This is a genomic window from Paenibacillus sp. sg306046, assembly GCF_059821225.1.
This window is the reverse complement of sequence record NZ_JCAMRT010000007.1, coordinates 207,274-222,439: the sequence shown is the minus strand read 5'-3', so window position 1 is coordinate 222,439 and position 15,166 is coordinate 207,274. Positions and strand designations below refer to the sequence as shown.

Genomic DNA, 15,166 nt, shown 5'->3' with positions numbered 1-15,166 from the left:
GCGTTCCCGGCCGCCTCGCGTACCGAAAATACTATCTGCCCAACGACGAAAGACCCGCTCTCTCCGCCTATCTGTCCTCCACTTGCTCCTATGGCACATTCTTAACCAATTCCCCCCCTTGCTCGTGTAGCCACAGGAAATTAAAAAAACGCCTCCGAGGAGAAGCCTCGGAGGCGCGGAAGATCATAACGATGATCAAGATAAGCTGCCTGATCCGTCGCCAGCCTGGACAAAACTGTCTTGTCCATCGGACGGCGCTCGGGCAGCAGGTGTCCTGACTTCGTCTTATTGCTCACTGGATACGAGGCTAATAGCAAATGGCGCCGTCGCGTTGGCATGCTCCCCGTTGCCGATCAAACCAAACGCGTTGTAGCCCCAAGCATAGCGCTGGCCTTGCAGCGTTACAGCTCCTGCGCTCATATAACCTGCGCTGATGGACGCCGCCGATCCATTCAGCGGCAGCAAAGCCGGCAGAGCGCGGTTCGTTTCGCCGCTGGCAGCGAGCTGCGCTTCGTTGTTCGCCCCCCACAGCCAAACGGCCCCATCAGCCGTCAACGCCATGCTGTGCAGCGCCCCAGCTGCGATTTGCGTAACCGCTCCAAGCGCCGGAACGGGAGCAGGCGTCAGGCGATCCTGGAAGGTTCCATCGCCCAGCGTCCCTTGACTGTTATTGCCCCAGGCATAAACCGCGCCATCCTCCTTCAGCGCCAGACTGTGTAAAGAGCCGGCCGCTACCGCTGCGACGCCCTCCAGCCCGTTCAGCTTCACCGGTACTTGCCGATCGGTCGTTGTGCCATCCCCCAGCTGACCATAGGCGTTGAAGCCCCAGCCATAAACTGCGCCGTCCTGATCGACAGCCAGGCTATAAAAGCTGCCCGCCGAAATGGACGTCACCGAAGCCAGTCCGCTGACCTGGACAGGCACAGCGCGGTTTTCCGCCGTCCCATCGCCCAGCTGCCCGTACCCGTTAAAGCCCCAGCTCCAGACCGTGCCGTCGGCCTTAAGCGCCAGCGAATGCTGCTCTCCAGCCTGAATGGCTACGACATCGGCCAAGCCTTGCACCTGGACAGGAGCCAGTTGATTATCAACGGTTCCGTCACCCAGCTGTCCGGCTGCATTGCCGCCCCAAGCCCAGACCGTCCCGTCCTTGGCTAGCGCAAGCGTGTGATGCTGCCCAACCGCAGCTGCACTTACCGGAGGCAGCCCATGAATCTGTACAGGCGTCAGACTCAGTCTGACGTCCTTCAACCCCAGTTGTCCCTGTTCGTTGCTTCCCCATGTCCACACTGTGCCGTCCGGCTGAATCGCTACCGTATGGTTGGCTTGTCCAGGCCCCATAATCAGGCTGTGGCCGGTCGTCTGCCGGGCCGCAACCGTGCTGGCTGTCACGCTATTGCTGAACGGGGACAGCTTGCCTTCCGCATCCCGGGCTCGCACGGTGAAGGTATAGGTTTGCCCGGAAGCCAGACCGCGGACGGTAGCCGCTGTCTGACCGTAAGTCACTTGGGCCACCGTTGTATGATCCTGAACAACTTCATAGGAAGCCGCTGCCGCGCCATTGTCAGCAGCCGTCCAGCTCAGGCTGATCGTGCCGGTTGTGCGATGCTTCAAGCTCAGCTCCGGCGCACTCAGGGCAAGCTGCACAGGCAGCGGCGCGACAGGCGCGTACACATTGCCTGCAACTGTATCCGCTCCATACACCTGCTGTGTGACCGCCGACGAAGCGGCAGGCGCTGCTTCACTATGGGCGGAGCGATTCTCTCCTGTCTCCGTGGCTGCTGCCGGAGCTTCCGCACCCGCTCCCGGCAGCACGGCATTGCCGTCCGCTTGCCCGGCCGATACGAGCGGGCTGTACGCCTGCAGCAGGACAATCAGCGCCAGCACGAGGCATCTTTTTTTCATCGAACCTGAATGATCCGCCAATTCCTTCGCTTCCTTTCGCTATAAGCTCATGATCTGATGAATCTATGTCTGGATGACAGTACGGGTTTACGACTACTGAATCACCACGCCGCCGCTTGCGTAGCCTGTCACGGTATTGATCATAGTTAATCCGGTAGCAGAGCTGGAGTAAACCAGCAGCAGCCGATCACCGGCGCTTACTGGAATGTTCAGACCTGCTGCGATACCACTGCTTGTCGTACCGAGAGTAAGGACTCCCGTCAACCCCGGAGCCATGGTGACTTCCGCGCCCGGAACAGGAGTAAACGTATTGCTTCCTGCCGGTGCCGAGAACAACTGTGCCTTTACGCTGACGGTCGTTCCAACCAATGACATAGCTTGCGTAGTACTGAAAAAGCCCGACAATGAGGTAATGGTGCCTGCGCGCGGAACGCTGAAGGCGTAGTTCAGATTAGTGCCTGCCGCTCCGGTCAGATCAATGGTTGACCCAAGTACGGTTGATCCATTCACGGAGCTGCCGAAGCCGATAAAGCTAGGGATGCCAGAAAGTCCGCCCACGAGCGTCGTCATGGCAATCGGCGTGCCTGAGCTGAACGGAATGATGCTTCCTGCTCCGTCTGCTCCGGCGGCTCCTGTCGCTCCGGTATCTCCAGTAGGGCCTGTGGCTCCTGTGAATCCAGTAGCTCCTGTTGCACCTGTCGCACCCACTGCTCCGTCTGCTCCTGTCGCGCCCGTTGGACCTGTCGGACCTGTTGCGCCGGTCGCTCCTGTGGCTCCGGTCGCCCCCTTGCTCACCAGCAGCGTATAGTCAGGGGATGTACCCGGCGTGCCCGTTGGAGAAGTGACATTTGCGATAAAGACATTACCGTTATAAAGAACCACTGTTCCAAAAGAATACGTTGGAGCAACAGCCGGATCGAACATTACTGCGCCGTCCAGGCCAGCTCCTGTAGCTCCCGTTACGCCTGTAGCTCCCGTTGCTCCTGTTGCCCCGGTCGCTCCCGTAGCGCCAATCGCTCCATCCGCTCCTGTTGCTCCTGTTGCACCAACCGCTCCAGCTGCTCCGGTCGCTCCTGTTGCACCAATCGCTCCATCCGCTCCGGTCGCTCCCGTGGCTCCTGTTGCGCCAATCGCTCCAGCTGCTCCGGTCGCTCCTGTTGCGCCAATCGCTCCATCCGCTCCGGTCGCTCCCGTAGCCCCGGTTGCGCCAATCGCTCCAGCTGCCCCGGTTGCTCCCGTAGCTCCGGTCACGCCAATCGCTCCAGTTGCCCCGGTCGCTCCAGTTGCCCCGGTTGCGCCAATCGCTCCAGTTACCCCGGTCGCTCCCGTCGCTCCGGTCACGCCAATCGCTCCAGTTGCCCCGGTCGCTCCCGTAGCCCCTGTTGCGCCAATCGCTCCAGCTGCCCCGGTCGCTCCCGTCGCTCCGGTCACGCCAATCGCTCCAGTTGCCCCGGTCGCTCCAGTTGCCCCTGTTGCGCCAATCGCTCCAGCTGCCCCGGTTGCTCCCCGCTCGCCTGACGAACCGGAATCACCCTTTGATCCAGTGTCGCCCTTCTCACCCTTTTCACCCGTTTCGCCCTTCTCGCCCGTGTCGCCCTTGTCACCTTTCTCGCCAGGGATCGACGGTTGCGCAACGGCTCCTCCTCCGATCACTTCAACGAAGCTCGCAGCATCGCCTTGATGGATGACAGTTACGAGATTGCCTTCAGCGATGCTCCGGCTTCCACCTGCTCCATACAGCACCGTATCTGCCCCGATTGCAAAACGAACGGCTTGTCCCGCGCTGCTTTGCAGTTCCAGGAAGCTATCGGACACAGCCGTGACAGCGCCTCTTGTAATCCGGTCAGAACGTACTGGGGCGAAAATTTCCGAGTTGGACAAAATAACGGCATATTCGGCCCGCGTCGTTACCTTCTTGGGCTTAAAGGTGTTGTCCGGATATCCGCTGACGACCTGACGATTAATGGCCGCATTGATGTAGCCGCGCGCCCAGTCAGAGATCGAGCCTGCATCGGAGAAAACCGGCGCAAAGCTGCTCAGCTTGCTGGCTTCCGCTTCCTTGCCCGTGGCCCGGATGACCAGACGCGTAATCCATTCCCGGTTAGCCGCTTCACGTCCCCATACGATGCCTGCCGGCTTCGTCTCCTCACTCGCTACGATCAATCCCATATCCAGCGCTTGCTTCACCCAAGGCTCCGCCCAGCCATCGACCGTAAACGGCAGGCTTGCACGGCTCGCCTCCGGTGTCGTGTAGCCGATAAACCGCAGCACCATGGCCACCGCTTCCTGATTCGTCACCGGAGCATCCGGGTTGAATTTCCCCGACTCATCGCCGATGCTGACGCCCATCGCCGCCAGCTTGGATACGTATTTGTGCGCCCAGGATGAAGGCTCCAGATCGTCAAATGTGGCTGCGTTGGCACGGGATGTCAGACCTCCCGAGTAAGAACCGAGCGGCGCGATCAGTTGGCTGAGCAGCATAAACGCTACCGAACCTTTATACAGCAACTGCTTGCTCGTTTTTTTGCTTGCCTGGGATTTTTTCATTGGACTCATAGATTATGCCTCCTGGTCGGATATCGCTAATTTTGTACTTAAATAAGCTCGATTCGAAGAAACACTCGGATGCTCAGGCACATAACGGGCTGCCTGCTCGTTATGGCTGTTTGCTTGCGCGTAACGGCCCAGCCGGTCATAGCACACGCAAAGCTGGAGATGCGGAAGCCATGTCCAGCTCGCCGGGTCAAGCCTCGCATTCGGATCAGTCGGCCGGATCAGCTCTGTGGCCAGCTTGTACCAAAACTCCGCCTCCTCCAGACGATCCGCGGACAGCTCGTAGTGCCCCAGCCTGCAGCAAATTTCCGCACGCGGCTTGCCATAGGTAAAGGATTGCAGCGCTTTAAGCCGCGCTTCCTGCATAAGCCCCAGCTGCTCCAGCGCTGCCGAAGCCCGTCCGCAAGCAAAGATGCGATCCTCCAGCCACCCGTCAGGCTGCTCCAGAAAGCTGTCATACTGCTCTATGGCCCTCCTCCACTGCCCGTGGTCATACAGCTCATTGGCGAAATATAGCTGGTCCCGGGTCGTAAAGGACGCTCCGCGCGCCAGCCGGTCCTCGTAGATCGCCAGATTACGGCCGGTTTGCGTATGCTTCCGGTCATGGGTCACGCCAAACTCGGCGTACAGCACCTGGCCGGCCACCGCCAAATATTCATGCACCTCGCCGATCCAGCGGAAGCCGCGGCTTCGCTTGACCAGCCGATTGCGGCGCAAGCTGGAGGTTACCCGGCCTTCGGTATCGCGCGCTAAGTAATAGTGCATGGATACCGCGTCGGTATTCCAGGGGAGCGCCGCTTTCAGCTGTCCAAGCTGATCCGAATCTTCCGGCAAGAAGCAATCGTCAGCATCCAGCCACAGAATAAATTCCTTGCTCGCCAAACTGAAAGCATAATTTCTGGCCTGGGCGAAGTCATCGACCCAGGCAAAATCATAAATGCAGTCGGTGTAGGCCGCCGCGACCTCCTTCGTCCGGTCCTCCGAGCCGGTATCGACGATAATGATCTCATCGACCAGTCCTTTGACGCTGCCCAGGCAGCGGTCAAGCGTCAGCTCTTCGTTTTTGACAATCATACACAAGCTGACGGAGACCGGGCGGCGCAGCCGGAACAGCTCCTCGTGAGGATCGAAGCCCCACTTCATGATGGCTTTGGCCCGGTTCAAGGTTAACCGGTTCCCGTACCAGTCCGGCTCCTCGGGAAATAGAGAAGGCGGCTCTGTTCGGATCGCTATACTGCCTTCCGCTATGTATAATTCGTAGTTGTTGGTCAAAGCCCGGTAGCAGAAATCGTCATCCTCGTACGCTTCAATTTCAAAGCGTTCATCGAAGCCTCCCAGCTCGTCGAAACGCTCCTTGCGCGCCAGCAGCAGGAAGCTGAGCAGTCGGGGAGAGGCTGTAAATTCATGGAGCTTGTTTAAGGTCAGCAAATCGACCATCTGAGCGATCTGCTCCAAATCGTTGTACAGGATCGGAATTTTCTGCGCTCCGCTGACATCATTCATCCGCGGACCAGCCAGAACGGCAGCTGGCCGCTCGTCCAGACAAGCCGCCAGCGGCTCCAGCCAGCCGCGCGTTACCCGCATCTGATCCCGCAGAAAGACGATTCGTTCGCCGGAGGCAGCGGCGGCTCCCAAGTTGTAGCCGGCCGCTACCCCTCTGCCCTTGTTATCCAGCAGCTGCGCCCCATAGGAGCGCTCCACATAGCCGGCCTGCTCAGCCGAACAGGCATCATTCACCACAATCAGTTCATAACCCGGCTCCGTATGCCGCTGCAAGGTATCGAGACAAGCAACGGTCAGGCCGAATTGCTGCGCGAGCAGGACGATACTGACTTTTCTGATAAACTCCCCTTCCTTCCCGTACGAACGCTAGGCTCCAGACGGAGGAAACCGTCCGCGCTTTCCCTCCGGCTCGCTGCGAAAACGATCCTCTGATCTGACAGACGCCGTGCGTTAAAACGAACATCACAGCAGACAACAACATTAACAATTGGCCAAGCTGTTTCTAAATGATGGTAACATACAACTCTGGACATTTTCTGGACATTCACTGGACATAGTCTGAACATCCGACGTTGGCTGAACCTAAACAAAGCCCCCAAAGCAGAAGCCTCGGAGGCGTTGGTCCAATCTCTTATCAAGCTGTTCCTTCTTGCATTACTGGCAATACGTCTCAAAAGCGCCGATCAAGTCGCCCGCGATCATCTCCGCCGAACGGTCTTCGATCTGGTGACGCTGGATGAAATGAACGAGCTGGCCGTCCTTCACCAAGGCAATCGACGGCGAGGATGGCGGGTACGGCGCAAAATACTCACGCGCTTTGGCCGTTGCTTCCTTGTCCTGTCCGGCGAACACCGTAAACAGCTGATCCGGCTTTACTTCATTTTGCAGCGCCTTGGCCACGCCCGGACGGCATTGACCGGCGGCACAGCCACAGACGGAATTCACAACGATCAGCGTCGTGCCTTGGTGATTATCCAGAACTGCTGCAACTTCATCCGGAGTGCGCAGCTCCTGTACGCCGATCCGCGTCAACTCATCGCGCATGGGTTGAACCATATCCTTCATATAATTCTCAAATGACATGGACATAAGTCTCACTCCTTCTATAAACTAAGAGGATAGTAACGATCATATGTCCCCATTATACCCGCGGCATCTGTTGAAAGCAAAGGCCGATTTCCCGGTTTGCTTAGACAGACGGACGGTTCGGGCCATTCAGCTTTTTGTCGGATGCCCCGGTCTCCGGCTTTTTTGGCGCGGCAGCTTGCTTGATCTGCTCCTTGGAGCTGCCGGTTTGTGAATCGGAATAGGCTGTCATTGCTCCTCCACCTCCTTTGGCATCCCTTAGTATGCATAAGACAGACAGCGGGCATTCCCGTTCAGGAAGACGAACGTAGAAATTGGCAGCGAAAAGAAAGCTTGTCCAGCACCCGAAACCCATACCCTCTCTGCTTCAGATCCCGGATAATTTCCGGCAGCGCCTGTACAGTCGTCCGCTTCACATCTACATCATGCAATAAAATAATCAGCTCTTGCTTGCCCAGGCTGTTCGTTCTGACCGCCTCTACAATCGCCTGCTTGCTCACCACAGTTGCCGCCGCATCCGTCGAGCTAACATTCCAGTCGAAATAAGGCAGCCCGGCTTGCGTCATTTCCTTCACCAGCTTGTTCATGATAAATCGTCCCCCCGCGCGCTGGCTCAGTCGGTTGTTCGACCCGCCGGGAAACCGCAGAATGTCCGGCTTACGGCCAGTTGTCTCAACTAGCAGCCGGTTCAGCCGCTCGACATCGGCTTTAAACGCTGCTGCAGAGCGGTAAATGGACCCATACGCATGCGAATACGTATGATTGCCGAGAGCATGGCCTTCTTCGACAATCCGCATATATAGCCGCCGGTAGTTGTCGCCTTCCTTGCCGATGACGAAGAATGTCGCTGGGACCTGCTGCTCCCGCAATATATCGAGAATCACGTCCGTATGGCCTGAAGGCCCGTCATCGAAGGTCAGGTAAGCAACCGGCGCCTTCGTTTCCACCCTGCCCCGGTCTACCGCGCGAACTGCCGCTGTCGTCATGCCGGATCGACGGGCAGGCACATACCTGACAGCTCCGTAACCCGCAATCATCCGTTCGCTGGTTAGTACGTGCTCCTCCGCGTCTGCGGCGCTCTGAACGGCCAGGACCTGCCGGAGGCTGCCGGACTGCGGCTTCTCCGCCTGTCCGCTCGATGCGCAGCCCAGCGTCCAGATCGGACTCAGGAACACGAGCCAGACGGCTGCCCAGCGCCTGATTTGGATGAGATACTTGTCATTCATCGTATTTCTTAATATTCTTCTTACTGAGTGTCCCATCGCGCTTCTCCGGCCCTCCTTGCCCGGCTTTCGGGTCTGCAAAGCCTATATCTGCTAGTATGGCCATCCTCGCAGGCTAACTCCATCCGCTTGATGCGTCCAACTTATGTAAGCTGCCACCGGAGCGCATGCAAAATAGACCTCGAACGGGACCTGGCTCCGTACGAAGTCTATCTGCTTAAACCTTTATCCTGCTTGCAACTAAAACAACGAAAGCCCTGCCTCTCTTCCATCCTTGCGGCTCCGAAGACCGCGCCAGTGTGAATCAGTTTTGTACCGCCTTGTGCTTCGATTCCTGTAATCCGAATGCTGCAAATGAATGAGACTTGTCGGAAAAACATGTGGGGAAACGACATCTGATCGAAATGCTAGAGGAATTGAAGCGTATGGAGGTGAATATAGAGGATAAATAGTATTTTTTCATTATATACCATTCCTGAGTTAAATGCAAGGACAAGGTTAGCCGAACAGGCCGCATTTTTCCTGCAGCTGGCTAATTTTGTTTCATTTCAAACGAAATTCCCACAAAATCGCGCAAAATCACGTTCATCGGGGCAAATTGGGGCAAAAGCTGCACTTAGCACCCGGCTTGCACCGCAAGCGTATCCCGCATGCCCTTGCACGACGTTTGAGCGGTTTCTTTCGTTTCGATATAATACATAGTAAGGCCTTATGATCAATCGTTTTACCATTCGGATTTCCAAGGAGGTGTACCTATCCGCCTGACGCAGGGGATAGGGAATGTTTGAGTAGTGACCCGTTACCCATATTGATTAACGCGGTTTTAATTCTGATTTTGGTGCTGTTGAACGGTTTTTTTGTTGCTGCCGAGTTTGCTTTTGTCAAAGTAAGAAATTCGCGGATCGACACGCTTGCGCAAGGCGGCAATATGAGCGCGCGGTTCGCCCAGAAAATTACCGGCAATATTAATGCGTATTTATCCGCATGCCAACTAGGTATTACACTGACCTCGCTTGTACTCGGTTGGGTCGGAGAGCCGACCATATCCAAGGTGATGGAGCCGATTTTGAGCGGGTGGCTGCAGCTGAGTCCTGCTGTCGTTCATGTCATCTCGTTTATTATCGCTTTTTCCGTGATCACCGCCTTCCATATTACGCTCGGCGAGCAATTTCCGAAGACCTACGCCATCCGCCAGTCGGAAAGCGTTACTTTGTGGACCGCCTTGCCCATGATCATCTTCTACAAACTGATGTTTCCGTTCATCTGGGTGTTAAACGGCGTCTCCAACTGGATGCTGCGTCTGGTCGGCATCGAGCCTACGCATGAGCATGAATCCGCACATACCGAGGACGAAATTCGCGTCCTGATGCAGGAAAGCCATAAGAGCGGCTTTATTGACAACACGGAACTGACCTTATTTGACAATATATTTGAGTTCGTGGAAACCAATGCCCGTGAAATTATGATTCCGCGCACCGAGATGGGCTGCCTGTACGCCAATCTGACGTTTGCCGAGAACATTGATATCGCGCTGAATGAAATGCGGACCCGTTACCCGGTCTGCGACCCGGATAAAGACAACATTATCGGCTTCGTCCATATTAAGGACCTGATGAAAAGCCGCGGTAAGATGTATGACATCCATACGATTATGCGCCCGATTATGAAGGTGCCCGACTCGATGCCGATCAGCAACCTGCTTAAGCTGATGCAACGCAAGAAATCGCAGATCGCCCTGCTCATTGATGAATATGGCGGTACGGCCGGTCTGGTCACCATTGAAGATATATTGGAAGAAATCGTCGGGGAAATTCAGGACGAATTCGATCCGGATCAACGCCCTCCTGTCGAGAAACGGGATGAGCACACATTTTCGATCGACGGCCGGATGCTGATTGACGAAGTAAACGACCAATTCGGGCTGGAAATTCAATCTGAGGATTACGATACGATTGGCGGCTGGATTTACTCCCAGGTGGAAATTCCGCCGAAGCGCGGGCAAGCCGTTATGTACGAGGACGCCTTCGAGTTTATTATCGAAGAGACGGATGATCTGCGGATCGCCCGACTGACGGTACGGAATGTGCAGGCGCTCAGCCAGTCACAGTCGGCCTGACGGGACCTTGCCTAACGCAGGCGCTTCTTCCCGAAAGACCGGCCCGAGCAGCATGAACGCTGCTCGGGCCGGTCTTTTCATGTATAATTAATGAAACACCTGCGTTAACCGAAGCTGAGGAGGCTTGACATGGCTTATGATGTAATCGTAGTCGGAGGAGGACCCTCCGGGCTGATGGCCTGCATTGCAGCGAGCGCCTACGGAGCAAGCGTGCTGCTGATCGACAAGGGGGACAAGCTGGGCCGCAAGCTCGGCATCTCCGGCGGCGGACGCTGCAATGTTACGAATAATAAGGATACGGAAGAATTAATCAAGCATATTCCTGGTAACGGACGATTTCTGCACAGCGCATTCGCCCATTTCAACAACCAGGACATTATCCGCTTCTTCGAGGACATGGGCATCAAGCTCAAGGAAGAAGACCGCGGCCGGATGTTCCCGGTGTCGGATAAAGCGAAAACAGTCGTCGAAGCGCTGATCAATCGCGCCCGCAGTCAAGGCGTCCAGATGCGGATCAACAGCCCGGTAAACCGCATTCTGTATGACGACAAGCGGGCCACGGGCATCAGGCTCGCTTCCGGCGAAACCATCGAGGCGGCATGTGTCATCATCGCGACCGGCGGCAAATCGGTGCCGCATACCGGCTCCACCGGGGACGGATACCCGTGGGCGGAAGCGGCCGGCCATACGATTACCGAGCTGTATCCGACCGAGGTGCCGCTTGTCTCGCGCGAGGCGTTTATCCAGAGCAAGGAGCTGCAGGGGCTGTCGCTGCGCGACATTACGGTCTCTGTCTGGAATCCGAAAGGAAAAAAGGTTGTCGAGCATGAAGGGGATCTGCTCTTCACCCACTTTGGCGTATCCGGCCCGACCGCGCTGCGCTGCAGTCAGTTTATCGTCAAGCTCAAAAAGCAATTTGAGACGCCTACGATCCGCATTACGCTTGATTTGTTTCCGGAACGAAGTGTAGACGAGCTGTATGCAGCTACGATGAAGCTGGCCGAGCAAGAGCCGCGCAAAGCGATCAAAAACGTGCTGAAGGGGCTGCTGCAAGAGCGAATGATCCCGATTTTGCTCAAGAAAGCAGAGCTGCGCGAGGACACCACCTACGACAATATTCCGAAGCAGCCCTGGATGCGACTGGCGGAGCTGCTCAAGGCCTTCCCGATCCAGATTGCGGGTACGCTGTCGATCGAAGAAGCGTTTGTCACGGGCGGCGGCGTCCATTTGAAGGAGCTTGATCCGAAGACGATGATGTCGAAGCTCAAGTCAGGGCTGTTTTTCTGTGGAGAAATTCTCGATATTCACGGATATACGGGCGGTTATAACATTACGGCGGCGTTTACAACCGGCTATACGGCGGGCATGCATGCGGCGCAGACGGCGAGCATGCTTGATGGGGTGCGTGGTTAGAAAGCTCGAAGCCTGGAACGTGAAAAACGAAAAGACGGCGCCCCTGCGGGTCACCGTCTTTCCTGTTCTTCGTAGGGCTCAATATGCACATGCACATTGCCGATATGATGCTGATCACGCATGCGGCGTTCGATTTCATCGCTGATATCATGGCTTTCACCGACGGACAGCTCGGCGCTGACCTCGACAACGACGTCCAGCAGCACGCTGCTGCCATGAATCCGGGCCCGCATATCTTTGATTCGTTTGACGCCTGGCGTCGCCTTGACCGTGTACTTAAACTCCTTCAACCGCTTGTCATCGAAGCCGTCGGTCAGCGTGTGGGACGCCTCGGAGAAAATATCCCAGGCTGTCTTCAGAATGACCAACCCTACCGCCAGCGCGGCAATCGGGTCGAGAATCGGCAGCCCGAAGCTTGAACCGATAATGCCGACGGCTGCTCCGATGCTGACCAGCGCATCCGACCTGTTATCCTGCGCGGCCGCCATTAGCGACTGGTTCTGAATGCGCCGGGCCAAACGGCTGTTGTACAGGTACACGCCCCACATCACCGCAGCCGCACCGAGCGAAACCCAGGCCGCAATCATGTTAGGCGCCTCGTGGCTGCCTGCCGTGAAGCTGCGAACAGCCTGCAGCACGACCTGAATGCCTGCGACCGCCATAATAAATGAAGCGACCAGCGCAGCAATCGTTTCCGCCCGCTTGTGACCATACGGATGGTCGTGATCCGGCGGCTTGCGCGAGATACGCAGCCCAATCAGCACAGCCAATGACACGACGATGTCCGTCGAGTTATTAATCCCGTCGGCGGCGAGCGCCTCCGAGTCGGTTATATACCCCATTGTAATTTTCAAGGCGGACATGAGAATATAAGCAATAATGCTGACCCAAGCGCCCTTCTCGCCTTCCTTCAAATGTTCATACGCGGTATCCACGGCGGTTCAATCCCTCCATCCTACTTCATCCAACACGGGTTCTCTGTTAAAGTCCATTCATCATAACAAACGAAAGTTGAGTGGGTCTAGAGAAACAGTGTTTTCCCGCCTTATAAAAATAGGTGTAGGGCAACTTTGTTTTCCCGGTCAAATGTTGTGGGACTTGTCCAACGGAGTTGGTCCCGCCCAAAGGCCAGTCGGCATCTAGAGATGAACGCCCGCATCAAAGCCGTCATAATCGTCTCCGGACGGATCAAACAAAGATTTATCCGAATAAGCGCCGCTTGATCCGTTGACATAAGCCGAAGCTGAGCGAGGCTGCTCCTCATCCTCCTGCACCAGATGCGCCGGGATCGGCACCAGGCCATCCGTCTCATAAGCCATTGCATAGGCGGCGGCCTCGTCCGGCGCCTCCCCTTGCTCCAGCAGACGGCCGCCATGCGCCTGGCCAATCTCCAGCGCCGAGGTCAGATCCTGACGTTCAACGCTAATGTGCAGCACCGTCCGATCCGTCTCGGTATGCAGGCTGACCCGGTAGCCAAGCTCCTCCAATGTATCCAGTGCCATGTACGCGTCATGATTGGTGCCGAATTGAAAGAAGATCGCAGTCGCAGACATCGTGTCCTTCCTTTCCTGATGCAAAAATATGGTTTATCGTAGCTTGCCCCAACCTGATCGGCTTATTCCAAGGCTGACTTGGGCAGCGAACCCGGAATCACTTCCGGCTCGGCTTCGGGCCGATCCCGGATCGCACTCATACCGTGGCGGACAACGGCATAGGATGGAAGCATAGAGTACTCAGTATAAAGGAGGCATGTAAATGTCCGCTTCTCCCTCGGAGCCCGCTCAGCAAAGCGAACCGGCCCCCGAAGATGTTAAGGCGCATAAGCCAATCGCTGCAGCCGCTTATATTTTGTTTTTCCTGCCGCTGCTGGCGGCCAGACAGTCCCGCTTCGCCATGTACCATGCGAATCAGGGGCTTGTACTGCTGCTGACCGCCATAGTGAGCAATCTCGTCGCAAGCCTGATCCCGCTGCTCGGCCTGCTGCTCGTGCCGCTAGTCAATCTGGCCGTGCTCGTCGTCGCGATTATCGGCATTATCAATGCGTGCAACGGCTTGATGAAGCCGCTGCCGCTGATTGGCAAGCTGACCTTGCTGCAGGCTGAAAGCTAAGCTGCAGCGCCGCTGACCACTTACCGAATCGCCCCAGCTCTCCGGTCCCGACGGGATGGAAGCGCTGGGGCTGTTTCGCATGGATTCCAGGGCAAAAGAGCGTTTGCCACAGGGGGGTGTAATTTGTTATCATTGACAAAGGGCAAAAGCTGTGTAATATTAGTAATTAACGTACCTTGCTTTATCGCTGAAAAGCTTAAAAGCCCAAAAGTCATCAAGCTGTTTGGTGAATTATGAGAGGAGTATCTCCATGAACAAAAATCAACACAAAATTTTGGATTGTACGATCCGCGATGGCGGATTAGTAAATAACTGGGACTTTAGCGTCCAATTCGTGAAGGACATGTATTATGGACTTAGCGAAGCTGGCGTTGAATATATGGAAATCGGCTATAAAAACTCCGCCAAGCTGCTCAAGGGCGCAGATGCCGGTCCGTGGCGCTTCCTGAATGAGGATTTCCTGAAGGAAGTCATTCCTACCAAGACCGATACGAAGCTGTCTGCGCTGGTCGATATCGGCCGTGTCGATGAGAAGGATATTTTGCCGCGCGAGCAAAGCCTGCTGGACCTGATCCGTGTCGCTTGCTACATCAAGGATGTCGACAAAGGTCTGGATCTTGTTGAGAAGTTCCATGACTATGGTTATGAAACGACGATTAACATCATGGCTCTGACTCATGTCATGGAGAACGACTTAAACGAAGCGTTCGAAGCGATTGCCAAAAGCCCGGTTGACGTTGTGTATATCGTGGACTCTTACGGCAGCATGGATTACAAGGATATCGACTACCTCGTATCCAAATTCCAGCGTCTGCTCCCAGGGAAAAAGCTCGGCTTGCACATGCATAACAATATGCAGCTTGCTTTCTCCAACACGATCATGGGCGCAAGCAAAGGCGTCGAGTTCCTTGACACATCCGTATATGGCATGGGCCGTGCGGCGGGCAACTGCCCGACCGAGCTGCTCGTCAGCCATCTGAAAAATTCCAAATACGATATTCGCCCGGTTCTGGGCATTATCGAGAAACATATGATTTCGATGCGTGAGAAATGGGAGTGGGGCTATATTATCCCTTACATGATCGCAGGTGTGTTGAATGATCACCCGCGTTCGGCTATGGCGATCCGCTCCAGCGACAACAAGGATAAATTTGTCGAGTTCTACGACAAGCTGACTTCCCCGGAAGCGATGCCTGCAGGCTCTTCCGACTAACCGTCCTGAATGATTGAGGCTGCGGTTTGATTCAAAAAAAACGGTTCT

The 15,166-nt window shown here is 55.9% G+C and carries 12 protein-coding genes; 4 read left to right on the top strand and 8 right to left on the bottom strand.

What is annotated here, in order from left to right; translation table 11 throughout:
• Positions 1 to 285: 285 nt before the first annotated feature.
• From AC6ROY_RS09860 to AC6ROY_RS09835, 6 genes are all read right to left on the bottom strand, one after another.
• Positions 286 to 1,923 (bottom strand): RCC1 domain-containing protein, encoded by a 1,638-nt coding sequence (locus AC6ROY_RS09860; protein ID WP_500100136.1) that lies wholly within the window; start codon positions 1,921 to 1,923, stop codon positions 286 to 288.
• Between the two features lie 72 nt (positions 1,924 to 1,995).
• On the bottom strand, positions 1,996 to 4,458 hold the full coding sequence (locus AC6ROY_RS09855) for an exosporium glycoprotein BclB-related protein (RefSeq protein WP_500100135.1): 2,463 nt from the start codon (positions 4,456 to 4,458) through the stop codon (positions 1,996 to 1,998).
• 3 nt (positions 4,459 to 4,461) lie between these two features.
• Entirely contained in the window at positions 4,462 to 6,255 is a 1,794-nt protein-coding gene (locus tag AC6ROY_RS09850) for a glycosyltransferase (RefSeq protein ID WP_500100183.1), read from the bottom strand.
• Positions 6,256 to 6,612: 357 nt separating this feature from the next.
• Positions 6,613 to 7,047 carry a BrxA/BrxB family bacilliredoxin gene (locus AC6ROY_RS09845; RefSeq protein WP_500100134.1) on the bottom strand — a complete coding sequence of 145 codons (435 nt, stop codon included), beginning with the start codon at positions 7,045 to 7,047 and terminating at the stop codon, positions 6,613 to 6,615.
• Positions 7,048 to 7,147: 100 nt separating this feature from the next.
• Positions 7,148 to 7,276 (bottom strand): hypothetical protein, encoded by a 129-nt coding sequence (locus tag AC6ROY_RS09840; protein WP_500100132.1) that lies wholly within the window; start codon positions 7,274 to 7,276, stop codon positions 7,148 to 7,150.
• 61 nt (positions 7,277 to 7,337) lie between these two features.
• A complete protein-coding gene (locus tag AC6ROY_RS09835) occupies positions 7,338 to 8,306 on the bottom strand; it encodes a polysaccharide deacetylase family protein (protein WP_500100131.1) in 969 nt (322 codons plus the stop codon).
• Between the two features lie 745 nt (positions 8,307 to 9,051).
• Here AC6ROY_RS09835 and AC6ROY_RS09830 point away from each other — a divergent pair.
• Both AC6ROY_RS09830 and AC6ROY_RS09825 read left to right on the top strand, forming a co-directional pair.
• Positions 9,052 to 10,383: a hemolysin family protein gene (locus AC6ROY_RS09830; RefSeq protein ID WP_500100130.1), complete on the top strand. Its 1,332-nt coding sequence runs from the start codon at positions 9,052 to 9,054 to the stop codon at positions 10,381 to 10,383.
• Positions 10,384 to 10,512: 129 nt separating this feature from the next.
• Positions 10,513 to 11,796 (top strand): BaiN/RdsA family NAD(P)/FAD-dependent oxidoreductase, encoded by a 1,284-nt coding sequence (locus AC6ROY_RS09825; protein ID WP_500100129.1) that lies wholly within the window; start codon positions 10,513 to 10,515, stop codon positions 11,794 to 11,796.
• A 50-nt stretch (positions 11,797 to 11,846) separates the two neighbouring features.
• Here AC6ROY_RS09825 and AC6ROY_RS09820 read toward each other — a convergent pair whose 3' ends face one another.
• Together AC6ROY_RS09820 and AC6ROY_RS09815 are read right to left on the bottom strand one after the other, a co-directional pair.
• Positions 11,847 to 12,731: a cation diffusion facilitator family transporter gene (locus AC6ROY_RS09820; protein ID WP_500100128.1), complete on the bottom strand. Its 885-nt coding sequence runs from the start codon at positions 12,729 to 12,731 to the stop codon at positions 11,847 to 11,849.
• A gap of 204 nt (positions 12,732 to 12,935) precedes the next feature.
• Positions 12,936 to 13,349 carry a hypothetical protein gene (locus tag AC6ROY_RS09815; protein WP_500100127.1) on the bottom strand — a complete coding sequence of 138 codons (414 nt, stop codon included), beginning with the start codon at positions 13,347 to 13,349 and terminating at the stop codon, positions 12,936 to 12,938.
• 202 nt (positions 13,350 to 13,551) lie between these two features.
• Between AC6ROY_RS09815 and AC6ROY_RS09810 the strand changes: the two genes are divergently transcribed.
• Both AC6ROY_RS09810 and AC6ROY_RS09805 read left to right on the top strand, forming a co-directional pair.
• Positions 13,552 to 13,905, top strand: a complete 354-nt coding sequence (locus AC6ROY_RS09810; protein WP_500100125.1) for a magnetosome magnetite crystal formation protein family — start codon at positions 13,552 to 13,554, stop codon at positions 13,903 to 13,905.
• Positions 13,906 to 14,155: 250 nt separating this feature from the next.
• Positions 14,156 to 15,118 carry an aldolase catalytic domain-containing protein gene (locus tag AC6ROY_RS09805; RefSeq protein WP_500100124.1) on the top strand — a complete coding sequence of 321 codons (963 nt, stop codon included), beginning with the start codon at positions 14,156 to 14,158 and terminating at the stop codon, positions 15,116 to 15,118.
• Positions 15,119 to 15,166 lie beyond the last annotated feature (48 nt).

Excerpts from the sequence above, each read along its gene's own strand:
- AC6ROY_RS09855 (WP_500100135.1), bottom strand. The coding sequence starts at position 4,458 with ATGAGTCCAATGAAAAAATCCCAGGCAAGCAAAAAAACGAGCAAGCAG.
- AC6ROY_RS09845 (WP_500100134.1), bottom strand. The coding sequence starts at position 7,047 with ATGTCCATGTCATTTGAGAATTATATGAAGGATATGGTTCAACCCATG.
- AC6ROY_RS09840 (WP_500100132.1), bottom strand. The coding sequence starts at position 7,276 with ATGACAGCCTATTCCGATTCACAAACCGGCAGCTCCAAGGAGCAGATC.
- AC6ROY_RS09835 (WP_500100131.1), bottom strand. The coding sequence starts at position 8,306 with ATGGGACACTCAGTAAGAAGAATATTAAGAAATACGATGAATGACAAG.
- AC6ROY_RS09825 (WP_500100129.1), top strand. The coding sequence starts at position 10,513 with ATGGCTTATGATGTAATCGTAGTCGGAGGAGGACCCTCCGGGCTGATG.
- AC6ROY_RS09815 (WP_500100127.1), bottom strand. The coding sequence starts at position 13,349 with ATGTCTGCGACTGCGATCTTCTTTCAATTCGGCACCAATCATGACGCG.
- AC6ROY_RS09810 (WP_500100125.1), top strand. The coding sequence starts at position 13,552 with ATGTCCGCTTCTCCCTCGGAGCCCGCTCAGCAAAGCGAACCGGCCCCC.
- AC6ROY_RS09805 (WP_500100124.1), top strand. The coding sequence starts at position 14,156 with ATGAACAAAAATCAACACAAAATTTTGGATTGTACGATCCGCGATGGC.